This window comes from Thiovibrio sp. JS02 (genome assembly GCF_053485635.1).
In genome coordinates this window covers 2,071,026-2,094,624 of sequence record NZ_CM130715.1, presented here as the reverse complement: position 1 = coordinate 2,094,624, position 23,599 = coordinate 2,071,026, and the positions used below count along the sequence as shown (strand labels likewise).

The following is a 23,599-nucleotide window of genomic DNA, read 5'->3' as shown; positions in this document are numbered from 1 at the left end:
TTTTTAGAACCGGTATTGCAGGCCGGCGGTCAGGAGATGCGCGGCTGCGTTGTCAAAGGTGCCGTTTGGCCTGTTGGGGTCAAGACTGGTGACGGTCCTGCTCTCCTTGTCGTCGTACAGATAGGCCGCGCCCACCTGCAGATTGTCGCGGTACTGGTAGCGGAGGCCCAAGGAGTATATTTTGGCGTCGGAGTCGGGCAGCTCGAAACCCAGGGTCTGGTCCGGCGCCGGGGTTTTGTCGATGGCAAAGCCGAGCATGGCGGTGAGCCTGTCCGTGCAGCGGTGGGTCAGACCCATGCGGTAGGCCTCGGCATTGACCCAGTTTTTGGCCTTGGGATCGTCAAAGACGGCGGTCAGGACCGCGTGGGGCAAGGTGCCGGAATAGTTGAAATCCAGCTTGTCGTAAGCGTTCCAGTAGGTCTTGTCATAGGTGAACTCGGCGGTGGTTTTGCCGTTGTTGCAGGTGTAGGCGGTGGCCAGGGTCAGTACGGCCGGGGCCGGAACGGAAACGGAGGTGAAGCCGTCGTAAAGCCCGATTCCACTCAGCGAAAGCCTCGCGTCCCCTTCGATGTCCAGATCGACCTTGGAGCGGTAGGTGGCGGCCAGGGAGAGATTCTCCACGGGCCTGTAGGAGATGGCGAGGTTGTAGCCGTATTCGGTGGTGTCGCCATCCATGTCACGTTGCACATCCACTGGCGCGGGCAGGTAAACCGTGCCGTTGCTCTTCACCTTGCCTTCGGCATGGAGGGCGCGGAGGCCGGCGCCGATGGAGAGCCTGTCGCTGATCTTGCAGGAAACGGTGGGATTGAGCTCATAGGTCTTCAAGGTAAACTCCTCGGCTGATGTTCGCGGGAAGGAGTTGTCCCAGCGCTTGGAAAGGCCGTAGGGGTACACCACGGAGAGGCCGAAGCGGAAGTTGTTGTACTGGGGCGAAACCACGTGCAGGTTGGGCAGGGCGAAGTCCTCGCTGCGGGAGCCGCTGCTCCTGGCGGCGGTGGCGGCGTCGACATATTCGATGCTGGCCAGATGGATCCAGGTGAGGCTGGCCTCGGTCTGCCAGCTGTTTTCCAGCCAGCTCATGTTGGCCGGGTTGTAGTAACTGGCGTCGGCGTTGGGGGTGTGCGCCACATAGGCGTTGCTCAGGGCCACGGAGCTGACGGACTGCTCCGGGATGCGGTAGCCCGAGGCAAAGGCGGGGCCGGCGGCAAGCACGGCGGCCAGGGACACAACGGCGATCTTCTTGTTCATCTCCTCTCTCCTTGTTGTCTACTTCGCGCTGGTATAGAGATAACGCTTGATTTTGTGGGTCGCGGTTTTGGTGAAGGGCTCCCGATGCTCCACCACCCCGGCCAGCTGCGAATAGGCGGGGAGCTGCGCGTTGACCTGTTTCTTGATGGCGGTCAGGATCTCCTCGATATGGGCGAGCTGCCGGGTCTGCCCCTTGCCGCGGGTTTCGGCGTCGATCAGTTCGTAGTCCAGATAGATCTGGGCCTCCAGCCGATCATTGCGCTCCACCACCAGGGATTCGACCACATGCTGGAAGGCATTGATCTTCTCCTCGATGGCCTCCGGATAGATGTTTTCGCCATGGGAAAGAACGATGACGCTCTTGGAACGGCCCTTGATGAAGAGGTTGCCGTATTTGTCGAGATAGCCCAGATCCCCGGTGGCAAGCCAGCCGTCCTGGTCGATGGTTTCCGCGGTGGCCCTGGGGTTGTCGCAGTAGCCCTTCATCACGTTGGCGCCCCTGACCAGAATCTCGCCCAGGCCGGTTTCCGGACTGGCGCCGACGATGCGGACCTCCACCCCCGGCACCGGTTTGCCGGCCGAGCCCACGGCGATGGTGGAATCCTTGTAGGGACCGGCGCTGACCAGGGGCGAGGCCTCGGTGAGCCCGTAGCCCACCAGATAGGGAAAGCCGGACTCGGCAAGGAATTTTTCCACCTCGATGTTGAGGGCGGCGCCGCCGATGGCGATGAACTTCAGCTTGCCGCCGAAGAATCTGTGCAGTTCCCGGCCGATTTTTCTCAGGATTCTCCCGCGGATGACGGGCAGCCTGAGCGCCGTCCGGATGAGGGGATTGCCGCTGATGGCCGGCAGGATCTTCTTCTTGTAGATCTTCTCCATGACCATGGGCACCATGCACATGAGGGTGGGTTGCTCTTCCCTGCAGATGCGTTCCAGGATGGTCGGAGTCGGGGTTTTTCCCGCGTAGATGATGCGGGAGCCCGTGGCCAGGGGCACGAGAAAGCTGATGGTGAACTCATAGGCATGGGACATGGGCAGGACCGAAAGAAAGGACCAGCCACGGATTGTCTCCTCGGCGAAAATCGAGAGGGTGGAACGGACGTTGCTGAGGAAGTTTCCGTGGCTCAGCATTACGGCCTTGGAATGTCCGGAGGTGCCGGAGGTGTAGATGATCGAGGCGAGATCCTCCTCCCTGACCTGATTGTTGGCCGCGGTCCGCAATCGTTCCGGCAGCGCTTCCGCCCTGGCGAGGAATTCCGTGAACGGGATCGGCGCGAGAATGCCGTTGGGGTCGGCGGCATCGTCCAGGGTGACGATGGTTTTCAGCTTTCTGTTCTTCAGGTCGTAGAGTTTTTCCAGTTGCCGCTGGGCGGTGAAAAGCATCCTTGCGCCGGACTCGGTCAGGATGTGTTTGACGTCCGGCTCCGAAAAGTCGGGGAGAATCGGCACCGCCACCGCGCCCAGCCGGACGACGCCCAGATAGGCGACTCCCCACTGGGGGGAGTTGTCCGCCAGAATGGCCACCCGGTCGTTTTTCCGGATGCCGAGGTCCTTGAGCAGGGCGGCAACCAGGCGGATCTTGGCGTGGAAGTCGGCGTAACTCATGGCCGGCTGGAAGGCAAAGCCCACTGCCGGCTGATTGCCGAAGGCCCAGGCGCTCTGCTCCATGAGCTGGTTGAGTGAGGTGACGGTGGGAGAGAGCATACGATTCTTATGGATTCTCCTCGCCCTGCATCAGCCATTTCTGCATGGTGAGAAAGAGTTTTTCAAAGTCAACGGGCTTGGTCAGATAGTCGTTCATGCCGGCGGCAAGGCATTTTTCCCGGTCGCCCTTGAGGGCATTGGCGGTCAGGGCGATGACGGGCAGAGAAAGATGGAGCTCCTCCCGGATCGTTCTGCAGGCGGTCAGGCCGTCCATCACCGGCATCATCACGTCCATCACCACCGCATCATAGGCGGCGTGGCGCAGGCGCTCGACAGCTTCCCGACCGTTGCCGGCTATATCAACCATAATTCCCATGTTTGTCAAGAGCTGAGTCGATACCTGCTGGTTGACCCGGTCATCTTCCACCACCAGCACCTTTTTTCCGGCCAGGGGCCTGATGTTGTCCGTCTGCCCTTTGTCCGGGCCCACAGCAGGGGGGGAGGCGGCCCACTCCTCCGGGGCGAGGTGTCTCCGGACCGCCTCGAACAGGTATGATTGCTTGATCGGCTTGGTCAGAACCGAGACCCCGGGATGGAAATTGATCCTTTCCGGAGCCAGGTCAACCCCCATGGCGCTGAGGATGATCACCGGCAGGGGCTGCGTCTCAGCGCGCGGCGCAAGCTGTTGCAAAAAGTCGGAGACCGCGAGCCCTGGCAGGGAAGCATCGAGAACCAGCAGGGCAAGATCCCGCCCCTGCTCGGCCGAGGGCAGCCGGGTTGTCAAGCCGGCGGCTGAATCGACGGGTTCCGCGACGCAGCCGAAGCCGGCCAGCATTTCCCGCAGGCTTTGCCGCAGAATGGGGTGCTGGACGGCCAGCAGAACCCGGCTGCCCCAGCGGTGCGGCGGGAGACTCTGCTCTTGCTGCAGTTCCCTGGGTTGCAACTGCAGCTGGATGGTGAAGTGGAAGATGCTGCCCTGGCCGGGCGCGCTTTCCGCGGAAATCTCGCCGCCCATGAGGGTGACGAGTTGTTTGCTGATGGCCAGCCCCAGGCCGGTGCCGCCGTAGAGCCTTGCCGTGGAAGTGTCCGCCTGGGTGTATTCGTTGAAGAGCTTCCTGATCTGGTCGTGGTTGATGCCGCTGCCCGAGTCCTTGACGGAAAATCGCAGGCTTGCCCAGTCGCCCGTCGTTTTTTCCAGGCGCACGCCAATGACGATTTCGCCGCTCTCCGTGAATTTCAGGGCATTGTTGGTCAGGTTCGTGAGGATCTGCCGCAGGCGCAGCGGGTCTCCCACCACGGCGCAGGGCACCGCCCTGTCCAGCGAGATGATCAGTTCGATCCCCTTTTCCGCCACCTGCTTGCTGAACATGTCCGCCAGGCCGTCGAGGGTTTCCCGCAGGTCAAAATTGGTGCATTCGAGGTCAAGGCGGCCGGCTTCGATTTTGGAGAAATCGAGAATGTCGTTGATCAGGGCCAGCAGCGACTGGCCGGAATCCTGGATGATCTTGAGATACTGCCGCATCCGCGGCGTTTCCGCCCCCTTGGCCGCCATGTTGGCCATGCCGAGAATGGCGTTCATCGGGGTTCTGATCTCGTGGCTCATGGAGGCAAGGAATTGTGATTTCGCCCTGCTGGCCGCCTCGGCCCGCTGCTCGGCATTCTTGCGGTCGAGAGCCTCCTGGGCCAGATCCTCGTTGAGGTTGTTGAGGTCTTCAGTCCGTTCCTCCACCAGTTTTTCCAGGGAATTTTTAAAGAGTTCCAGTTCACGGAAGGATTTTTCCAGGTTGTCGTGGGCATCCCGCATCTCCTGGGCATATTCGCTCTGGAGCTGTTCCTTTTCCTGTTTCATGAGGTAGAAGCGATCCGCCAGGCCCATGGAGAGCAGGATCACCTCCCAGGCGGAGCCGATCTGGATGCCCCAGTTGGTGATGAAGGTGTGGGGGAGAACGCCGAAGGTTTTCAGGGCATAAACCGTCACTCCCAGGAGGAAAAGGGACCAGGCCAGGAAATAATAGCGGGCCGGCCGGTAGCCTTTGAGCATGCAGAGAAAGCCGGCGGCGATCAGGGCGAAGACCGTCAGGCTCATCAGGGTGGCGAGGCGGATGCTCAGGTTGTAGCTGAAGAACAGGGTGATGACGCTGCCGAGGATGGAAAGAATCAGGCAGGCCCGCAGGATTGCATCCAGGCGCGGGACGTTCCGGGGGGTGTCGAGGATCTTCCTGGTGAACTGGGTTGCCCAGATGTAGGCGAGAAAGATGAAAAGGGGCGTGCAGTTGTTCGCCCACCAGATGCGGTTGGGCCAGAAATACTGAAAGGCCATGCCGTTCAGGCTGAGCTGGAAAAGCATGTAGGTCAGGACAAAAAGAACGTAATAGAGAAAGGTGTTGTCCTTCAGGCTGATAAAGATGAAGAGATTGTAGATCATCATGACCAGCAGGATGCCGTAGTAGATGCCGAGCAGGGTCTGCTCGCTGCTGATTTCACTCGCCAGGTTGGCCGGGGAGTGCAGGGTGACCGGCAGGTTGAGGGAGCTGGTGGTGATACAGCGCAGGTAAAAGGTTTTCTGCTGCCCGGGCCCCAGGGTGATGGGGAAAATATTATTCCGGTACTGGATCGCCCTTTCCGCGAAGGGGTATCGGTCGCCTCCTTCGGAGATCGTGTATCCGCCGGATTCGTCTGGCTGGTAGAGTTCCATGTGGTCCAGGAGGGGATATTTTATCTCCAGGTAGTATTCGATCGACCGGGGTAAGGTGTTTGCCAGGGTGAAGCGCGCCCAGACCGCGGCGTTGGTGAAGCCGAACCCCGGGGAGTCGCTGTCCGACCGGGAGAACCGGCCGTCGTGTTCCGGACGCCGGATCTGGGCGATGGTCAGTTCCGCGCCCGGATCCTGCAGGAGTTCCAGGTGGCGGCCCAGGTGGTAGGTGCCCTGGTCGGCGGTCAGGCTGACGGCCGGGGCGCTTGCCAGAGAGAACTCCGGCTGGAAAATGACAATAATGGCAAGGAGAAGGATGCTTGGCGAAAAATGACGGTTCGGCATGGAGATCCTGGCATCGTTATCGGGAAAATCGCGGCCGGCCAATGCCTTGCGCCGGGCGGCCGACCGCTTTGCCGTGGCGTGATATTGATTTCAGTAGGTTAAACACGGAATTGAGCCAAAAAACAACAAGTTTGTCCAGCGCCTCCGCATGGGATCGTCGGGGCCGCCGTTTGTTCCCGGTCAGGGATATTGACAGGCGGCGCCGGGGGGATTATTATTAGAACGAATATTCGTTCTAGTGGGGGAATTCTTTTTTAACATCCTCTGTGCGAGGGGGCATGGCGAAGAAAACGGATCCGCAACAGGGAAGCACCGAGCGGCGTGAGCTGATTCTGATGACGGCGCTGGGCCTTTTTACCAAACGCGGCTATTTCAATACCTCTGTGCATGATATTCAAAAAGAGGCCGGGGTGAGCATCGGTTCGATCTATCACCATTTCAGGAACAAGCAAGCCATCGCCAAGGCGCTTTACGACAGCCTGGTGGACGGCATGGCCGCGGTGATGACCGATATCATGGGCCGGTACGGCTCCACCCATGACCGGTGCCGGGCGGTTGTCGCCTACCTGTTCGACCTCACCGAGGCCAACCCGGCCGCCATGCAGTACATGCTCTACGCCAAGCATCGCGAATTCATGCCCGATGAGAAGCCGGTCTGCTCCTCGCGGCCCTTTGAGATGATGAAACAGATGGTCAGCGAGGGAATCGTGGCCGGGGAGATCAGGGATTATCCCGCCTATATCGCGGCAACCAGCATATTCGGCGGCGCGATCCGCATGGTCTATCTGCGTCTCGACGGGGTCTTGCGGGAGCCCTTGTCCGCTTCGCTCGACCCGGTGTGGGAATGCGCCTGGCGGTCCGTGGCGGCCTGATGGTGTTGGCGATTTTTTTAACGGCTGTTCGTTCTGTTCCGGCAAGGGGGTTCGCTTCTTGCCCTGCAAGTCAAGGGAGGTTTGCCATGCAAGGTTTTCCGGGTAAAAAAATTGGAATTTCCATGGCCCTTTTGCCGCTGCTTCTGGTCGCCGCCTGCGGCTCCATGACGGCGACGGGCGGCAAGGTGGTCGATCTCGGCAACGGCATCCTGCAGGAGCCCCATGGCGGCAGAATGTGGCAGAAGGAGCGGAGCGGCAATTTCACAAGCTATGAAGAGGCGAAGGCCTACGCGGAACGCCTTGAGCTGGGAGGATATCACGATTGGCGGCTGCCCACGATCTATGAGCTTTACGACCTGCATTATCTTTTCGACCTGCACAAAGCCGATGCCATCAGGATAAAACTTGAGGGCAACTACTGGTCCGGCGAGAAGGATGGCGAGGGGATGGCGGGCAGCTGGGAGATCGGCGATCAGTGCGAGCCGGAGCGGAAGTATTACCCGCAGGCCAAGGGGTATGTCCGTGCCGTCCGTCCTTGAGGCGGGCGAAGAACAGTTGCCGGTCCGGGCGCCAGGTGGCGGTTTTCCCGGTGGCCGAAGCCGGCATGAGCTGTTGGTCGGAGAGCGTTTTGTCGGAATGTGCGCGGGCTGTTAACCTAAAAAAAGGGAGGTGTGAAATGAACAAGCGTGTCATGACCATCATTGCGGGGGCGGTCTTTTTTCTGCTCCCCGGGACCTCTGCCCTGGCCGGCGAAACGGTGTACCGCTTCGATCCCGTGACCCAGTCCAGCCGGGCCCTGGTCTTCGGCAATCTCTGGGCCGGTTACCAGGCCTACAGGGAAAACTGCAAAAGCTGCCATTTCCGCGGCAACGACCAGGGCGCGGTTTTTCTCAACGAGGATTCCCGGACCATGCGCGGCTGGAACAATATCTTCTTTAAGAGGAATGTGCGCTGCGCGAAAGACGGTTCCTGGGATTCGCTGAGCGAAGAGGATCTGCGCAAGGTAAACGATTATCTTTACAGCAAGGCCTACGACACCTGGAATCCCAACAGCGCCACGAGCTGCGGCTGATAAGCCGTGAGCCTCTCCCGGTCCGGGAGAAGGGAAATCAGATCCGCGTATAGCGCCAGCCGTACGGCCGTCCATCCCGGTAGGGGAGGTGGCCGTGGAAGATGCGCGGATCATCGTCAAAGACCAGGGGCAGAAAGTATCTGTCTCCCTCCCACATTGGCAGCGAGCCCAGCGATGAGACGGGGTGCCAGGAGAGCACCCCTTCCTCGTTTTTTTCATACGGCGTGCCGCTGAACCGGTCGATCCGGAAAATGAAGCCGAACCAGTCCTCCCCCTGCGGGCCGAAGCCGGTCCAGTTGATGGTGCCGCGCAGGACGATCTCCTCGCAGTCGATTCCCGCCTCTTCCAGTATTTCCCTGCGGATGCAGCTGACCACATCCTCATCCGGCAGCATCTTGCCTCCCAGGCCGTTGTATTTGCCGAGATGGGCGTCGTCCGGCCGTGCATTGCGGTGAATCAGAAGGGTCTGGCGCCGGTCCGGGGAGAGGATGTAGCCGAGGGTGCCGATTATGGGTTGATACACTTGGGGCTCCTTTTTTTCTGGGACAAAATCATAAACCGGTTATACAATAGCCTTTTCAATCGCCGGCCTCTTTTTATACACTTGGTGTCGCGGCCGGCTTGGCAATCTCGTGCGAACCCGCGCGGCTCTGGCCGCGTGTTCATCGTTTTGGGGAAAGGATGGCAATCTTAATAGTTGACGACACTCCCGTCAATCTCATGCTGCTGGAAGAGATGCTGCAGGAGGAGGGGTACGCGCCGATTCACTGCGTCCGCTCCGGCGAGGACGCCCTGGCCCTGCTTGCCGAGGCGGCCCGGGTCGAGGCCGCTCCGGAGCGGATCGACCTGATCCTCATGGATGTGATGATGCCGGGCATGGATGGCATCGAAACCTGCCGCAGGCTGAAAGCGCAGGAGCACAGCCGCGACATCCCGGTGATCATGGTCACGGTCCGCGACGACGAGGAAGCCCTGGCCCAGGCCTTTGCCATCGGCGCCATCGACTACATCGTCAAGCCGGTCAGGGAGGTGGAGCTGCTGGCCCGGGTGCGCTCCGCCCTGAAGCTCAAGGAGGAGATCGAACGCCGCAAGGAGCGGGAGCGGGAACTGGTCGAGCTGGCCAGGCAGCTTGATACCATCAATCGTCGCCTGATGCGGCTGGTGCAGATCGACGACCTCACCGAGATCGGCAACCGTCGCTATTTCGAGGAGATCCTCATCAAGGAGTGGAATCGGGCCCGGCGGGACGGGGTGCCTCTTTCCCTGATCATGATCGACGTGGACGATTTCAAGGCATTCAGCGAACGGTACGGGCAGCGGAAGGGGGACGAATGCCTGCAGCTGGTGGCCGGCGCCCTGAGTTGCGTACTCAAACGGGCCGGGGATACCGTGGTCCGTTACGGGGGAGAGGAATTCGCGGTCATTCTCCCCAATACCGCGAACGATGGGGCTCTGGCCGTGGCCGGAGAATTTCGGAAGAACGTGGCTGCCCTGAATATCCGGCATGAAGGCGGGGAGAACGGGGGATTGCTTACGGTGAGCATCGGTCTGGCCACCGCTTCTCCGGCAAGATGCTCCGACATGCAGGGGCTGCTGGCCGCGGCGGACGGCGCTCTTTATCTGGCCAGGAGCGAAGGGCGCAACCGCATCAAGATCGCACTCGAGTGCAGCTGAGCCGATTCCTTTTCCCTGCGCCATGCCGATGCCCTCCCTTGCCCCCCTCGAACTCGCCGCCGCCCTGGGCGTGCTCTTTTTCGCGTATTTCATCCGCGGCATCGCCGGTTTTGGCTCGGCCCTCATCGCCGTGCCCCTGCTGGCCATCTTTTTTCCGGTTACCCGGGTCGTGCCGCTTGTCGTCCTCTGGGACTGGCTTGCCTCGGTGAGCCAGGGGCTGCCTCACCGGCGCCTGGTCCGCTGGCCCGATCTTTTGCCTCTCCTGCCCTTTACCGCCCTCGGGGTCGCGACCGGCCTCTATCTGCATACGGTGCTTGCCGCGGGCAGCCTGACCCTGGCGCTCGCCGTCTTTATCCTGCTCTACGCCATCTATGCCCTGCTGCCTTTCCCGCCTCTCCGGGGCGGACGCTGGCTCGCCGGGCCGGCGGGACTCTTTGGCGGCACGGTGGGTTCCCTCTTCGGCACCGGCGGCCCCTTTTACGTCGTGTATCTCACCCTGCGCGGGCTTTCGAAAACCGAATTCCGCGCCACCGTGGCCACCATCTTCGTGATCGACGGCTTCTGCCGCCTGGTCGGCTTTGCTCTGGCCGGCCATTACGATCGTGCCGCCCTCCTCGTCTGGCTGGCGGTGCTGCCGGTGGAGTTCCTGGCCCTCCGGCTGGGCGGGAGGATCCACCTCACCATCAGCCATGCGGCCTTTGTCCGTCTGGTCAGCCTTATTCTTCTCGGCAGCGGCCTTACCCTGCTGCTGAAATCGTTCTGAAGGAGAATGAACGTCATGGATACCTTTGCCCGGCTGCAGGAGTATTCAAGAGAGCTGGTGGCCCTGCACCATGCCGTGGCCCTGCTCCAGTGGGATCAGGAGGTGCGGATGCCGCGCCGGGCCGCGGAGGGGAGGGCGCAGCAGTTTGCGACCCTGAGCGGCCTCATCCACCGCAAGGAGGTGGCCGGGGAGCTTGGCGCTCTTCTGGCCGAGGCGCAGGGGGAAAAGGATGGCTGGCCGGTGGAGCGACAGGCCCTGGTGCGGGTCATGCGGCGTCGCTACGAGCAGAGCGTCAGGCTGCCGGAGCAGTTCGTGGCCGATTTCGCCCGCCTCACCTCTCAGGCCCAGGGCAAATGGCTTGAGGCCAGGGAGCAGTCCGATTTCGGCGTTTTTCAGCCGCTGCTGGAAAGGCTGGTGGCCATGGCGCGCCAGCAGGCGGAATACCTCGGCTATCAGGAGCATCCCTACGACGCGCTTCTCGATCTTTACGAAGAGGGGCTTGTCAGCGCCAAGGTGGAAAGGGTTTTTTCCGCCCTGAAAGAGCCGCTCAAGGATCTGGTGCGCAGGCTTGCCTGCCGCTTTGAGCCTCTGGTCTTTGCCGAGCCCTTTGTCCTGCAGGAGCAGGAGCGGTTTGCCGAGCATCTGCTGCTGGCCATCGGTTTTGATTTCGAACGGGGTTGCCTGGCCCGCTCCGCCCACCCCTTCACCACCACCCTGGACCACCATGACCGGCGCATCACCAACCGTTATGCCCCCCGGGGGCTTGATTTCATCTTCGGCGCCCTGCACGAGGGAGGGCATGCCCTCTATGAGCAGGGAATTGCCGAAACCTTTGCCAACAGCCATCTCGACGACGGAGTCTCCTTGGGCATCCACGAGTCGCAGTCGCGGTTGTGGGAGAACGTCATCGGCCGCTCTCCCGCCTTCTGGCAGCATTTTTTCCCGGAATTGCGGAACTCCTTTCCCGCCCAGTTCCGCGACATGGAGCCCGAACGCTTCCTGCGGGGCATTAATGCCGTGCAGCCGGGCCCCATCCGGGTGGACGCCGATGAGGTGACCTACAACCTCCACGTCCTGATCCGCTTTGAGATCGAAAAGGCCCTGCTCGAAGGCAGCCTCGAAGTCGCGGCCCTGCCGTCGCTCTGGCGGGAGAAGTACCGGCAGTATCTCGGGGTGGTCGTGGATTCCGACGCAAACGGTCTGTTGCAGGATATTCACTGGGCCCACGGCAGCTTCGGCTATTTCCCCACCTATACCCTGGGCAACCTCGCCGCCGCCCAGATCTGGCAGGCATACCGGCGGGAAGAACCCGATGTGGACCGGACCATCGCCGTCGGCAACCTGAGGCAGGTCCGGGAATGGCTCACGCAAAGGGTCTATCGCCACGGCAGCGTCCATCCCCCCGGGGAACTGCTGTTGCGGGTAACCGGCGAGGAGCTTGACGAACGGTATTTCCTCCGGTACCTCGAAGAGAAATTCGCCGCCCTGCTCGGCTGAACAGGCGCGGTGGGAGAGGCGGCGACATGGCGGGGCAGGAGATTTTGCATACCCTCTGGCAGGGCCTGGGCTGGCCGCTTGCGCGATTGGTCTTTTTCATGTCCCTGGGCCTGCTGCTCGCCAATTTCATTGAGGCCCTCAACTGGACGCATGGGGTGGCCCGGTTGGCCTCGCCCCTGATTCGGCTCGGCAATCTCTCGGACATCTGCGGCGCCAGCTTCTCGGTCTCTTTTTTTTCCTCGGTTTCCGGAAACGCCATGCTGGGCGAGGCCTACGAGCAGGGCAAGATCGGCAAGCGGGAACTGGTGCTGGCCAACCTCTTCAACAGCCTGCCCACCTATTTTCTCCATCTGCCCACCCTTTTTTTTATCACTGCCTCCCTCCTCAAGGAGGTGGCCTTTGTCTATGTGGGCCTCACCCTGGCGGCGGCCTTTCTCCGCACCCTTTTTGTCCTCGGGCTGGGCCGAATCCTCCTGCCGCCCCGGGAGGAGGGCTGCGTCACCTGCCGGCTGAGCGAGAAAAAAGCCAGGGGCTGGCAGGAGGCGCTGCTTGGCGCCTGGCAGCGGTTTCAGGCGAGGATCCGGCGGATTGTCCTCTTTACGGTGCCCATCTACATCCTCTTCTTCCTGCTGCAGCGATACGGATTGTTCTCCAGTCTGGAGAGTTTCATCGCCGAGCATCTGGCCTTTCTTGCCTGGCTGAAGCCCGAGAGCCTCTCCATTGTCGTTTTTCACATCGCCGCGGAATTCACCGCCGGCCTGGCCGCGGCCGGCGCCCTGCTCGCCGCCGGCACTCTGCCGGAGCAGGAGGTGGTTCTGGCCCTGCTCGCCGGCAATATCCTTTCTTCGCCGGTGCGGGGCGTCCGTCATCAGTTCCCCTTTTACGCCGGCATCTTCACCCCAGGGCTTGCCACGCAACTCATTGTTTACAATCAGATTTTCCGGGCGGTCAGCCTGATTCTGGTCGCCGTGGTTTATTCCCTCCTCTGAAACAGGGTGGGGCTGAAAAAATTTTCCCCGACTTTTCCCTGTTGTTGCGTTGTTTTCCTTTTTTTCGCCGGTTCGCCGGTTCGCCGTCCTGCCGCGGGGATGCCGATTTTCACGGCGAATTCCGGAAGGAAAGGGTATATTGTCGCCTGGTTCATCGCGTTTGTCTACAGGAGGCGTTCCCGTGTTCGTGCACCATTGCTTTCGGCTGTTTGTCCCCTTTCTTCTTTCCCTCGCAACGATTTTTTACGGAGCCCCCCAGGCCGTCGCCGGCTCGGATCCATTTCCCGTCTATGACTGCATCAGGGATAATGTCGCCTTCTGGCGCGATATCTATGCCAGGTACAGCAATACCCAGGGCGTGGTGCACGACAGCCGCAACCTGGGGATCGTCTACGAGGTGATCGAGCTTGAGGGCGTCTGGGAAAAGGGCGCCCGCAAGCGCGACCAGCAACGGATCGAGCAGGCAAAGGAAAAGTACGCCCGGATTCTCACGACCCTGGCAAACTCCGGGGCGTGCCCGCAGACCCGGGAGGAACGGCGGGTTGTCTCCCTGTTCGGCCCGCAGGCGACTCCGGAGGATTTTCTCGCCGCCAGGGATTATCTTCGGGTGCAATCGGGCCAGAAAGATCTTTTCCGCGAGGGGGTGATCCGTTCCGGTTCCTATCTCGGCGAAATCAAGAACATTCTCGGCCAGTACGGCCTGCCGGAGGAGCTTGCCTACCTGCCCCATGTGGAGTCCTCCTTCAACTACCAGGCCTACAGCAAGTTCGGCGCCGCCGGCATCTGGCAGTTCATGCACGACACGGCCAAGCAGTATATGACCGTGGACTATGCCATTGACGAGCGCCGCGATCCTCTGTTGGCCACCCATGCCGCCGCCAGGATGCTGAAGCGCAACTACGAACGGCTGGGCAGCTGGCCTCTGGCCATCACCGCATACAATCACGGCCCCAACGGCATGATGCGCGCCAAGGAGGCGCATGGCAGCTACGAGAAAATCTATAAGGAGTATGCGAGCAAGAGCTTTGGCTTTGCCTCGCGGAATTTTTATTCGGAGTTCCTGGCCGCCAGGGAGGTGGCCAAAAACTATAAAACCCATTTCGGTTCGCTCCGGCTCAACCCGCCGGTGAACAGCAAGGCGGTCACCCTGCCCAACTATGCGCATGTCAATGATCTGGTCAAGCACCTCAAGGTGGACATGGCCGCCTTCCGCGCCCTGAATCCCGCCCTGCGCGAGCCGGTGTACAGCGGGCAGAAGCTGATCCCCAAGGGCTATCAGGTGCGGGTGCCGGAGCAGGGCAAGGTGCTGCAGATGGCTGCCAGCATTCCCAAGACCATCCTCAAGGAGGAGCAGACGCGCAGCAGCATCTATATGGTGCGGCGCGGGGACACCACCAGCTCCATCGCCAGGCAGCACGGGCTCACGGTTCAGGAGCTGGCGCAGGCCAATCAGTTGGACCGGCGGGCCACCATCTATGTGGGGCAGAACCTGAGGATTCCCAGGCCGGAAGCACGGGTGGCGCAACTGGCCGGCCGGGACAGGAAGAAAAGTCCCTCCTCGCCGCGCCTGGCCAGCCTGAAACCGCCGGCGCCGCCCGTTACCCCCAAGGTTGCCGCGGTACCCGAAATCGTAGCCCAGGCTGGAAAGGCGGCCCCGGGGAAGGCCGCCGCGCCGCTTGCGCCGGTGGTGGCCGGGCCGGCCAAGGTATTTCCGCCTGAGGCCGCGCAGGCCCCGGTGGTTGCCTCCCCTGCCGGCGGCGAGGGAAGTGGCGGAGAGCGAAACGGGTCCCTGGCGGCCGCCCCGGGCCTTTCCGCGCCGGAAAAAAGCGCGATCCCGGCCGGGGAGTCCCTGGCGCCGCCGGCGAATCCCGCGGTGGTGCTGGGCAATTTCGCCGTGGAGCAGATGGGGAAAAAGAATGGGATTGTCTACGGCATCATCCGGGTGGAAGCGGAGGAGACCCTTGGCCATTATGCCGAGTGGCTTGGGGTGCGCGCCTGGGATATCCGTCGTCTCAATGGCTTTCGTTATAACCAGGATCTGAAGATAAACCAGCAGCTCAAGATCCCCCTTGCCAAGGTGGGCAAGGAACGCTTCGAGGAACAGCGTTACGAGTACCACAAGGAGATGGAGGAGGATTTCTTTGCCGCCTACAAGGTGGAGGGATCCCGCGAGTACCGGGTGAAAAAGGGGGATAACATCTGGGCCTTGTGCCAGGGCGAATTCGAGTTGCCCTTCTGGCTGATCAAGAAATACAACAACGGCGTCGATTTCAATCAGCTCAAGCTCGATCAACCGCTTCTGGTTCCCCTGGTCGAATCCCAAAGTTGACGGTTTCGTAACGCCCCGGGGAAACAGGGGGCCGCGACGAAAAAAAGAGTTACAGAACAAAAGCCGATGGCGCCGCGTGTTGCGGAATCCGCGCCCCGGCAAAGCCGCTTTCCGGACTTTCATCATGCCCAGCGAAGCAAAAACCGTGTATCTGCGGGATTACCGGCCCCCGGCCTTTTGGGTCGCGGAGGTGGTCCTGCGGGTGGATCTTCATGAGGAGCGCGCCCTGGTTCGCGCGGCTCTTTCCTGCCGCCGCAATCCCGGCGCCGGGGAACAGGACGGCCCGCTGATTCTCTTCGGCCAGGAGCTGGTCCTGAAAAGCATCGTCCTCGACGGTCTGCCCCTGGCCCCCGATCGCTACCGGCTCGACGGCGAATCCCTCACCATCGCGGAAGCGCCTGCGGAGTTCAGCCTTGAGCTGGAAACCGAGATCTATCCCCAGAACAACACCTCCCTGGAAGGGCTGTACCGCTCAAGCGGCAACTTCTGCACCCAGTGTGAGGCGGAGGGATTCCGCAAGATCACCTATTTTCCCGACCGGCCCGACGTGCTGGCCCGCTATACCGTGACCATCACCGCCGAACAGGCAAGGTATCCGGTCCTCCTGGCCAACGGCAACCTGCGGGAAAAGGGCGCCCTGGCCAACGGCCGTCACTATGCCACCTGGCATGATCCCTTTCCCAAGCCCTCCTATCTTTTTGCCATGGTTGCCGGCAAGCTGGTGAAAATCTCCGACACCTTCGTCGCCGCCTCCGGCCGCCGAATCGCCCTTGAGATCTATGTGGAGGCCCATAACCAGGACAAATGCGGCCATGCCATGGCCTCGCTCAAGAAGGCCATGCGCTGGGACGAGGAGGTCTTCGGCCTGGAATACGATCTTGACCAGTACATGATCGTGGCGGTGGATGATTTCAACATGGGCGCCATGGAAAACAAGGGACTCAACATCTTCAACTCCAAGTATGTGCTGGCCCGGCCCGATACGGCCACGGACAGCGACTACGAGGGGATCGAGGCGGTGATCGCCCATGAATATTTCCACAACTGGACCGGCAACCGGGTTACCTGCCGCGACTGGTTCCAGCTCTCCCTCAAGGAAGGTCTCACCGTCTTCCGCGACCAGCAGTTCACCGCCGATATGCTCTCGCCGGCGGTGAAACGCATCCATGACGTACGCCTGCTGCGCAACGTGCAGTTTCCCGAGGACAACGGACCCATGGCCCATCCGGTGCGGCCCGACTCCTACATCGAAATCAACAACTTCTATACGGTCACCGTTTACGAAAAGGGCGCCGAGCTGATCCGCATGCTCCATACCCTGCTCGGTGGGGAGCGATTCCGGCAGGGGCTTCGGCTCTACCTTGCCCGGCACGACGGCCAGGCAGCCACCACCGATGATTTTGTCCAGGCCATGGCCGAGGTCTCCGGCCGCGATCTGGACCAGTTCAGGCGCTGGTACAGCCAGGGCGGCACCCCGCGGCTTTCCGTGGCCGGCCACTACGACGGCGCCCGGCAGGTCTATACCTTGAACATCCGGCAACAGACCGCGCCCACCCCCGGCCAGCCGGAGAAGGAGCCGCTCCATATCCCGGTGGCCCTGGCCCTGCTTGGCGCAAACGGCGAGGAGCTGCCGCTTTTCTGTCCGACAAGGCAGGAGGAGGCGGCCCGCGGCCTCTTTGAGCTGCGCGGGGAGGAGGAACGCCTGGTTTTCAGCCGGGTGGAGGAAAAGCCGCTGCCCTCGCTGCTGCGGAATTTTTCCGCGCCGGTGAAGATCGACTACCCATACAGCGACGCGGAACTCCTCTTTCTCCTCAACCATGACCAGGATCCCTTCAACCGCTGGGAGGCCGGGCAGCGTCTGGCCGTGCGCCTGCTCCTCGGCCTGTGCGCGGACTTCCGCCAGGGCAGGGAACTGGTTCTGGCCGAGGACTTTATTGGCGCTTTTGCCCGGCTCCTCGCCGAAGCGTCGGCGGGGAGGGACAAGGCCCTTTTCAGCCAGCTTCTCACCCTGCCCTCGGAAGAGTACCTGGGCGAGCAGATGGAGGTGGTTGACGTGGAGGCGATCCATGCCGCCCGCCTCTTTGTCCGGCAGGCCCTGGCCAAATCGCTGCGGCCCTTGTGGGAGAAGGTGTACCAGGACAACCGGAGTCCGGAGCCATACCGCTATACCCCTGAGGGGGCCGGGGCGCGCGCCCTGAAGAACCTCTGCCTTTTCCATCTGATCAGTCTGGAGGATGCGGAAGCCACTGCGCTTTGTCTTGCCCAGTTTGCCGAGGCCGACAACATGACCGATCAGCTCGCCGCCTTCAGCGCCCTCTGTCATTCGGCCCGGCCGGAGAGGCAACAGGTGATCGCGGCTTTCCATGCCCAGTGGCGGCACGACACCCTGGTCCTGGACAAATGGTTCAGCGTGCAGGCCACCGCCCCGCTGCCCGAAACGCTTGCCGAGGTCCGCTCGCTGACGGCGCATCCGGCCTTCCAGCTCAAGAATCCCAACAAGGTCCGCGCCCTGCTCGGCGCCTTTGCCGGCGCGAACCCGCTCTGCTTTCATGACCCTGCCGGCCGCGGCTATGCCTTCCTGGCCGAGCAGATCATCGCCCTTGATCCCCTGAACCCCCAGGTGGCCGCCCGGCTCACTGCCCGGCTCAGCCGGGGCAACCGCTATGACGAAAACCGCCGGGCACTGATGCGGGCCGAGCTTGAACGTATCGGCGCCGCGCCGTCCCTTTCCAGGGATGTCTACGAGGTGGTGAGCAAGAGTCTGAAGTGAATGGGCGCGGGCTCGTCCCTGCCACGGGCTGGTTGTTTCCCATGGTGACTCATGTCCTTTTTTAACAACCCGATAAATGGAGGCCGACCGTCTGCATCGGGTTGTTTCGTGTTCTCATCTTTCAAGCGATTGCAAGAACTTCCGAAAACAACTATAACCTCCCCATGTGCATTGAGAAAAAATTCGATATTCCTTTCGTCGCCGCATTGGCTTTGCGAGAAAAGCAGATCCAGCAAAATTACCGGCCGATCATCGCCGTGCATAAGTGGTTTGCCCGCCGGCCCGGCACACTGTTCCGCGGGCTTATTCTTTCCGAGTACAGTGATCGCCCGCTCCGGGATGCCTTCTATTCCGCCAATGATTTGCAGGGAATTGCCATCGCCGACCCGTTTATGGGAGGCGGGACGCCGCTTGTCGAGGCCAATCGCGTCGGTTGCGATGTGGAGGGCTATGACATCAATCCCATGGCATACTGGATCGTCAATCGGGAAATCGAACACCTGGATCTGACCGGGTACCGTAAGGCGGCGGAAAAACTCGCCAGCGATCTGGAACAGCGCATTGGTGATCTCTACCGTACCCGCTGTCTGGGGTGCGGTTCTCCCGAGGCCCATGTCAAATATTTCCTCTGGGTGAAAGAACAGACCTGCCGGGGCTGTGGCTCTGTATTTGACCTGTTTCCTGGTTATCTGCTGGCAGAGGACCGGCGCCATCCAGAAAATATCCTGATCTGTGCCGCCTGCGGTGAGTTAAACGGCGTGGCCGACCGCAAAAATCCGGGCAAATGCGACTCCTGCGGGTGGCAGCTCAGCCTCTCCGGTCCGGCGAAGAGAAGCAAATGCCCCTGCCCGACATGCGGAACCGTCAACTCCTATCCCGTCCCGACCGACGGCCCGCCGCGCCACCGCATGTTTGCGCTTGAGTACCATTGCCGCCGCTGCAAGCTGACGCATCGGGGCCGATTCTTTAAAAAACCGGACGAGAATGATCTGGGCAATTACATCAGGGCCGCGGCCATGCTTGGCGAGATCGGAACGCCCAATGTCCCTGAAGAGGTAATCCTTCCCGGTGACGAAACCGACCGCCTTCTGCGCTGGGGGTATAAACAATATCGGCAGATGTTCAATGACCGGCAATTGCTCGGCCTGGAACTGAGCTGTCGGCTGGTCGCGGCTGAACAGGACGAACGATGCAGAAACGCCCTGATTACCAATCTTTCGGATCTGTTGCGCTACCAGAACATGCTCTGCCGGTACGACACCATGGCCCTCAAGTCCCTCGATATTTTTTCCGTGCACGGCTTTCCCGTCGGTCTGGTGCAGTGCGAGTCCAACCTCCTCGGCATCGCCAACGGCGGCGGTATGAGCGTGGGGAGCGGCGGCTGGTCGAACATCATGGAGAAATATCTGAGGGCGAAGAGGTACTGCGAGCAGCCGTTCGAGACCCGACAGAGCGGGACCAGGAAGATCCGGGTGCCGATTGCGGGCGAATGGATCGGCGACCGCCGCAACGGCGATTCCACCACCGAAACGAGGGCCGTTCGTCTCTTCTGCCAGAGCGGCACTGCCGCAGATCTGCCGCCGGCGAGCCTTGATGGAGTTTTTACCGATCCGCCCTATTTCGGCAATGTCCAGTATGCCGAGCTGATGGATTTCTGTTACATTTGGGTGCGGAAGCTGGTCGGAGCGGAAAATCCGGTATTTCAACCCCATTCCACCCGCAATCCCGACGAATTGACCGGCAACATCACCATGGAGCGGGGGCTGGGGCACTTTACTGAAGGGCTTGCCGCTGTCTTTCGCAACATGGCCCAGGCACTGAGACCGGGGAGACCGTTGGCTTTCACTTACCACCACAACAAGCTGGAGGCCTACTATCCGGTGGCAGTGGCTATTCTGGACGCCGGCCTCACCTGTTCCGCCTCTTTGCCCTGCCCGGCGGAAATGGGAGCCTCGATCCATATCAGCGGCACGGCTTCATCTGTCGTTGACACGGTTTTTGTCTGCCGGGCAACGGGAAGTGTTTCGCGCAGGACACTGGCAACAACCATCGACGAATTCGTTTTCCTCATATCCGGAGATCTCGACAAACTCCGGGAAGGAGGTTTGCGACCGACGAAAGGGGATATTCGCTGCATCGTTTTCGGCCATCTGATCAGGATGGCCATCTGGAACCTGCGGAAGGATTGGGATGCAAACCTGTCGGTCCAGAAAAAATTGCAGATCCTCGGACTGCATGTATTGTCTTTGCCGCGGCCGGCAGCCATCGAGGAGCCACTTTCGGTTGCGGAATCCCCTCTTCCGCGGTTGGCCGTGAATGAAAATTTTACGGATTATGAAGATGAAGCAGGGGAGTGCCGTTTTTAACGTGAGGGAGACCATGCCCAAGACCAGACCTTTCGAGTTGCCGCAGGAAGAACTCGCACAGCGCATTGAAGAGATGGTGAGCGCCACCATCGTCGACCTTTCGTCGGAATTTCTCCTCATGCCGACCGGAAGCGGTTTTACAAAGTATAACGATTTTCAGGCAGCCTACGAGGTGCTGAAAAGAAAAACGGCAGGTTTTACGAGTATTTCGTTCGATACGGTGCAGGCTGCTCTGCTTGAAAACAGCCTGTCCCTGGGAGTGCTGCGCTCGATCCTGGGTTTGACCGCTCCAGAGTGGGCGGAACTTGCCAGAGTCGAGCTGCAGAGCGACATCACCCAGGGGGCGGCCCGCAATATCGATAGGGGTTGCCGGACAATCGGCTATTACTTGCATCTGTCCCACCGGCGGTCGGCAACGAAAACCCTGCAAAGGATCAGCGACCTTATTGCCGTCGCGGTTGAATATATGAAGAAGGGCGCTCCGCCTGAACAGGAGGGAGTTCTGCATCGGTTGGCGAAATTCGATACGACCTATGGGGAGGAATCTTTGGCGCATGCGGCAAGAGAAAACATCCCGTATGCGGTCCTGCTCTATGAACGATATTTAGGGCGTCCCTTTGCCGCCCATCGTGATGCCGTATCCGAACTCGTGGGCGAGGTAATGGAAAACGCCATCGAGCAACGGCTGCGGGATGCAGGCGTTTCCTACCGCAAGACCGGGCGGGCCGAAAAAATTCCTGGGTTTGGCCAAGCGCCTGATTTTTGCATTCCTGATGAACTCAACCCGGCGGTAATCATCGAGGCCAAAGTCACAAGTGACGACGGAACAGCCAGAGATAAGGTGACAAGAATAAAGGAACTCGAAACGCAAAGGAATAAGCATGTCCAATCGGGAAAATCGAGATACGAGGTGGTCGCCTGTATCGATGGCCGAGGCTTCAGGCAGAGAAGAGCGGATATGCGTGATCTGATATTGCGTCTGAACGGCAAGGTGTTCACCGCTGCGACGCTCGATCATTTGATCCGGAACACCATGATCAAGGATTTCGTAAGTAAATGACAGATGGCGGATGTTCCTAAAGCGCTCAAATTGATTGAAACAGGCAGGAACGCCCATGAACGGGGCGGTTTTACAGATTTTTTCGTGCGGTGTCTTCAATCTTTCCCGGCAACTTGCGATCATCTTCGTGAGATGTTGGTTTTGGGATTTCGCTGGCAGCCTTTTTGGCGGGCGTTCCCGGCTTTGGAAAAGGGGATGACCTTTTCCCGGAAACTGGCTACATTGCTAACGATGAATCGGGAGAACAATCCTCACGTGGAGGTGCTTGCATGGATATTTCAAGAACAATCGCCGAGATGAAAAAGAACCCGGCCTTTGCCGAAAACGTCGGCATGGTGCTGGTGCACAACGGGGTGGTCCGCGCCTGGTCGCGCAAGACCCGGGAGGGGGTGGTGGCGCTGGAGGTCACCCCGGACCAGCGGAAGATCGAGGCGATCCGCCAGGAGTTTCTGAAACGGGAAGGGATCTTCGATATCGTCATCGAGGCAAAGAGCGGTCGGTTCCAGCCGGGCGACGATCTTCTCTTCATTATTGTCGCCGGCGACATCCGGGAAAACGTCAAGCCCGCCCTGGCCGATCTTCTGGACCGCGTCAAGGCGGAGGCCGTTTCCAAGCGGGAAGTGATGCTGGCCTGATGGCCGGAAGTTCATCCTTGCAAAAATGCGCGAATCCGGTTACTAAGGTGCCGCGGGCCGATTGGGTTCGGTCCGGGAGCCACCGCTTATAAATGATACAGGGAGAAGAAGGGTATGTACTCCGCCTCTGACTTTCGTAAAGGACTCAAGGTTCAGATCGACGGCGAACCTTATATTATGACGGATTTTCAATTTTCCAAGCCCGGCAAGGGCCAGGCCCTCTATCGCTGCCGCCTGCGCAACATGATCACCGGCAACGCCTTTGAGAAAACCTACCGCTCCAACGACAAGCTCGAAAAGGCGGCCCTGGAGGAGAGGACCATGCAGTACCTCTACAAGCAGGGCGACGACTATGTCTTCATGGACAACACCTCCTATGAGCAGCTGGAGATCTCCAAGGCGCAGCTGGCCGACTCCATCAACTTTCTGATCGACAACATGGAGGTGGAGGTGCTGCTCTATAACGGCCGGCCCATCGGCGTCACCCTGCCCAACTTCGTCAATCTGGTGGTGACCCAGGCCGATCCCTGGGTCAAGGGCGACACCAGCGGCTCCGATACCAAGCCGGTCACCGTGGAAACAGGCTATGTGCTGCAGGTGCCGCCCTTCATCGAAGAGGGGGAGAAGATCCAGATCGACACCCGCACCGGCGCTTACGTGACCCGGGTAAAGCAGTAAGCTCCCTCCTTAAGCCCGTCGCAAACCATGATCAGCAAACACGGCCTGCAGACGCGGGCCGTTCTTGTTCAGGCCCTCCGCACCTTTTTCAGCAGCCGGGATTATCTCGAGGTGGAAACCCCCCTCCGCATCCCGGCCCCTGCCCCGGAAGCGCACATCGTCCCCGTGGCCAGCGAAGGCTGGTTTCTGCAGACCTCGCCCGAGCTCTGCATGAAGCGGCTGCTCGCCGCGGGCCTCCCCAGGATTTTTCAGATCTGCAAATGTTTTCGCGCCCAGGAGCGCGGCAGCCGTCATCTGCCGGAATTCACCATGCTGGAATGGTACGCGGCAGGCCGCGATTACCGCGATCTCATGGTCGAATGCCAGGAACTGTTCCGGCACCTGGCCCAGGCGCTGGGCCGCGGCTCCAGCCTGATGGTGCAGGGCAGACACCTTGATCTGGGAGGGGAGTGGGAGCGGCTTGCCGTGGCCGAGGCCTTCCGCCGCCATGCGCCCTGCTCCGTGGCCGAGGCGCTGGCAAAGGATCTTTTTGACGAAATCCTGGTGGAGCACATCGAGCCGCGGCTCGGCATGGAAACGCCAACCTTTCTCTATGATTATCCGGCTGAACTGGGGGCGCTTGCCCGGCTTAAGCCCCGGGAACCGACCCTTGCCGAACGCTTCGAGCTGTACGTCAACGGGATCGAGCTTGCCAACGGCTTTTCCGAACTCACCGATCCGGCCGAGCAGCGGCACAGGTTTATGGAGGAGCGGGCGCGGATCGAGGCCCTGGGCCGTAAGCCCGGCCCCATGCCGGAGCCGTTCCTCAAGGAGCTGGCGACCATGCCCGCGGCGGCAGGCATCGCCCTGGGCGTGGACCGCCTGGCCATGCTCTTTGCCGGCGCCTCTTTCCTCGACGAGGTGGTGGCGTTTTCTCCCGAGGAGTTGTAGGCGCTCAGCGGACGGCAACGGCAGTGTGCCATCCG

At 60.8% G+C, this 23,599-nt stretch carries 19 protein-coding genes; 15 read left to right on the top strand and 4 right to left on the bottom strand.

The features are described 5' to 3' along the window. Window positions 1–3: 3 nt before the first annotated feature. Genes ACUUL3_RS09635 through ACUUL3_RS09625 form a run of 3 tightly spaced genes read right to left on the bottom strand, consistent with a single transcriptional unit; the run spans window position 4 to window position 5,929 of the window. Window positions 4–1,248: an OmpP1/FadL family transporter gene (locus tag ACUUL3_RS09635; RefSeq protein WP_448550811.1), complete on the bottom strand. Its 1,245-nt coding sequence runs from the start codon at window positions 1,246–1,248 to the stop codon at window positions 4–6. A gap of 18 nt (window positions 1,249–1,266) precedes the next feature. Continuing rightward, window positions 1,267–2,952: an AMP-binding protein gene (locus ACUUL3_RS09630; RefSeq protein ID WP_448550809.1), complete on the bottom strand. Its 1,686-nt coding sequence runs from the start codon at window positions 2,950–2,952 to the stop codon at window positions 1,267–1,269. Between the two features lie 7 nt (window positions 2,953–2,959). Continuing rightward, window positions 2,960–5,929 (bottom strand): 7TM diverse intracellular signaling domain-containing protein, encoded by a 2,970-nt coding sequence (locus ACUUL3_RS09625; RefSeq protein WP_448550807.1) that lies wholly within the window; start codon window positions 5,927–5,929, stop codon window positions 2,960–2,962. A 278-nt stretch (window positions 5,930–6,207) separates the two neighbouring features. Between ACUUL3_RS09625 and ACUUL3_RS09620 the strand changes: the two genes are divergently transcribed. The 3 genes from ACUUL3_RS09620 to ACUUL3_RS09610 all read left to right on the top strand — a co-directional run bounded on the left by ACUUL3_RS09620 (window position 6,208) and on the right by ACUUL3_RS09610 (window position 7,873). Then, window positions 6,208–6,801 carry a TetR/AcrR family transcriptional regulator gene (locus ACUUL3_RS09620; protein WP_448550805.1) on the top strand — a complete coding sequence of 198 codons (594 nt, stop codon included), beginning with the start codon at window positions 6,208–6,210 and terminating at the stop codon, window positions 6,799–6,801. A 122-nt stretch (window positions 6,802–6,923) separates the two neighbouring features. After that, the gene (locus tag ACUUL3_RS09615; RefSeq protein WP_448550803.1) at window positions 6,924–7,340 is read left to right on the top strand and encodes an Lcl domain-containing protein; all 417 of its coding nucleotides are present in this window, start codon (window positions 6,924–6,926) and stop codon (window positions 7,338–7,340) included. 137 nt (window positions 7,341–7,477) lie between these two features. Further along, complete coding sequence (locus ACUUL3_RS09610; RefSeq protein WP_448550801.1) at window positions 7,478–7,873, top strand: hypothetical protein; 396 nt, start codon at window positions 7,478–7,480, stop codon at window positions 7,871–7,873. A gap of 37 nt (window positions 7,874–7,910) precedes the next feature. On the opposite strand, the gene ACUUL3_RS09605 is transcribed toward ACUUL3_RS09610, so the two are convergent. Beyond that, complete coding sequence (locus tag ACUUL3_RS09605) at window positions 7,911–8,396, bottom strand: NUDIX hydrolase (protein WP_448550799.1); 486 nt, start codon at window positions 8,394–8,396, stop codon at window positions 7,911–7,913. Between the two features lie 158 nt (window positions 8,397–8,554). Between ACUUL3_RS09605 and ACUUL3_RS09600 the strand changes: the two genes are divergently transcribed. The 12 genes from ACUUL3_RS09600 (at window position 8,555) to epmA (ending at window position 23,564) form a co-directional block, all read left to right on the top strand. Continuing rightward, window positions 8,555–9,547, top strand: a complete 993-nt coding sequence (locus ACUUL3_RS09600) for a GGDEF domain-containing response regulator (RefSeq protein WP_448550797.1) — start codon at window positions 8,555–8,557, stop codon at window positions 9,545–9,547. A gap of 22 nt (window positions 9,548–9,569) precedes the next feature. Beyond that, entirely contained in the window at window positions 9,570–10,310 is a 741-nt protein-coding gene (locus ACUUL3_RS09595; RefSeq protein ID WP_448550795.1) for a sulfite exporter TauE/SafE family protein, read from the top strand. A gap of 15 nt (window positions 10,311–10,325) precedes the next feature. Further along, a complete protein-coding gene (locus tag ACUUL3_RS09590; RefSeq protein WP_448550793.1) occupies window positions 10,326–11,807 on the top strand; it encodes a carboxypeptidase M32 in 1,482 nt (493 codons plus the stop codon). Window positions 11,808–11,833: 26 nt separating this feature from the next. After that, window positions 11,834–12,796, top strand: coding sequence for a hypothetical protein (locus tag ACUUL3_RS09585; RefSeq protein ID WP_448550791.1), 963 nt, complete (start codon window positions 11,834–11,836; stop codon window positions 12,794–12,796). A gap of 181 nt (window positions 12,797–12,977) precedes the next feature. Continuing rightward, window positions 12,978–15,125, top strand: a complete 2,148-nt coding sequence (locus ACUUL3_RS09580) for a LysM peptidoglycan-binding domain-containing protein (RefSeq protein WP_448550789.1) — start codon at window positions 12,978–12,980, stop codon at window positions 15,123–15,125. Between the two features lie 124 nt (window positions 15,126–15,249). After that, window positions 15,250–17,895 carry an aminopeptidase N gene (gene pepN, locus ACUUL3_RS09575; RefSeq protein ID WP_448550787.1) on the top strand — a complete coding sequence of 882 codons (2,646 nt, stop codon included), beginning with the start codon at window positions 15,250–15,252 and terminating at the stop codon, window positions 17,893–17,895. 164 nt (window positions 17,896–18,059) lie between these two features. Beyond that, window positions 18,060–20,261 carry a DUF1156 domain-containing protein gene (locus ACUUL3_RS09570; protein WP_448550785.1) on the top strand — a complete coding sequence of 734 codons (2,202 nt, stop codon included), beginning with the start codon at window positions 18,060–18,062 and terminating at the stop codon, window positions 20,259–20,261. A 13-nt stretch (window positions 20,262–20,274) separates the two neighbouring features. After that, window positions 20,275–21,321, top strand: coding sequence for a hypothetical protein (locus ACUUL3_RS09565; protein ID WP_448550783.1), 1,047 nt, complete (start codon window positions 20,275–20,277; stop codon window positions 21,319–21,321). A gap of 3 nt (window positions 21,322–21,324) precedes the next feature. After that, window positions 21,325–21,621 carry a hypothetical protein gene (locus ACUUL3_RS09560; RefSeq protein ID WP_448550781.1) on the top strand — a complete coding sequence of 99 codons (297 nt, stop codon included), beginning with the start codon at window positions 21,325–21,327 and terminating at the stop codon, window positions 21,619–21,621. Next, window positions 21,591–21,956 (top strand): molybdenum cofactor biosynthesis protein MoaE, encoded by a 366-nt coding sequence (locus ACUUL3_RS09555; protein ID WP_448550780.1) that lies wholly within the window; start codon window positions 21,591–21,593, stop codon window positions 21,954–21,956. Before ACUUL3_RS09560 ends, ACUUL3_RS09555 begins: the two co-directional genes overlap by 31 nt. Window positions 21,957–22,070: 114 nt before the next feature. Continuing rightward, complete coding sequence (gene efp, locus ACUUL3_RS09550) at window positions 22,071–22,634, top strand: elongation factor P (protein WP_448550778.1); 564 nt, start codon at window positions 22,071–22,073, stop codon at window positions 22,632–22,634. Window positions 22,635–22,661: 27 nt separating this feature from the next. Then, on the top strand, window positions 22,662–23,564 hold the full coding sequence (gene epmA, locus ACUUL3_RS09545) for an EF-P lysine aminoacylase EpmA (RefSeq protein ID WP_448550776.1): 903 nt from the start codon (window positions 22,662–22,664) through the stop codon (window positions 23,562–23,564). Window positions 23,565–23,599: the final 35 nt, after the last annotated feature.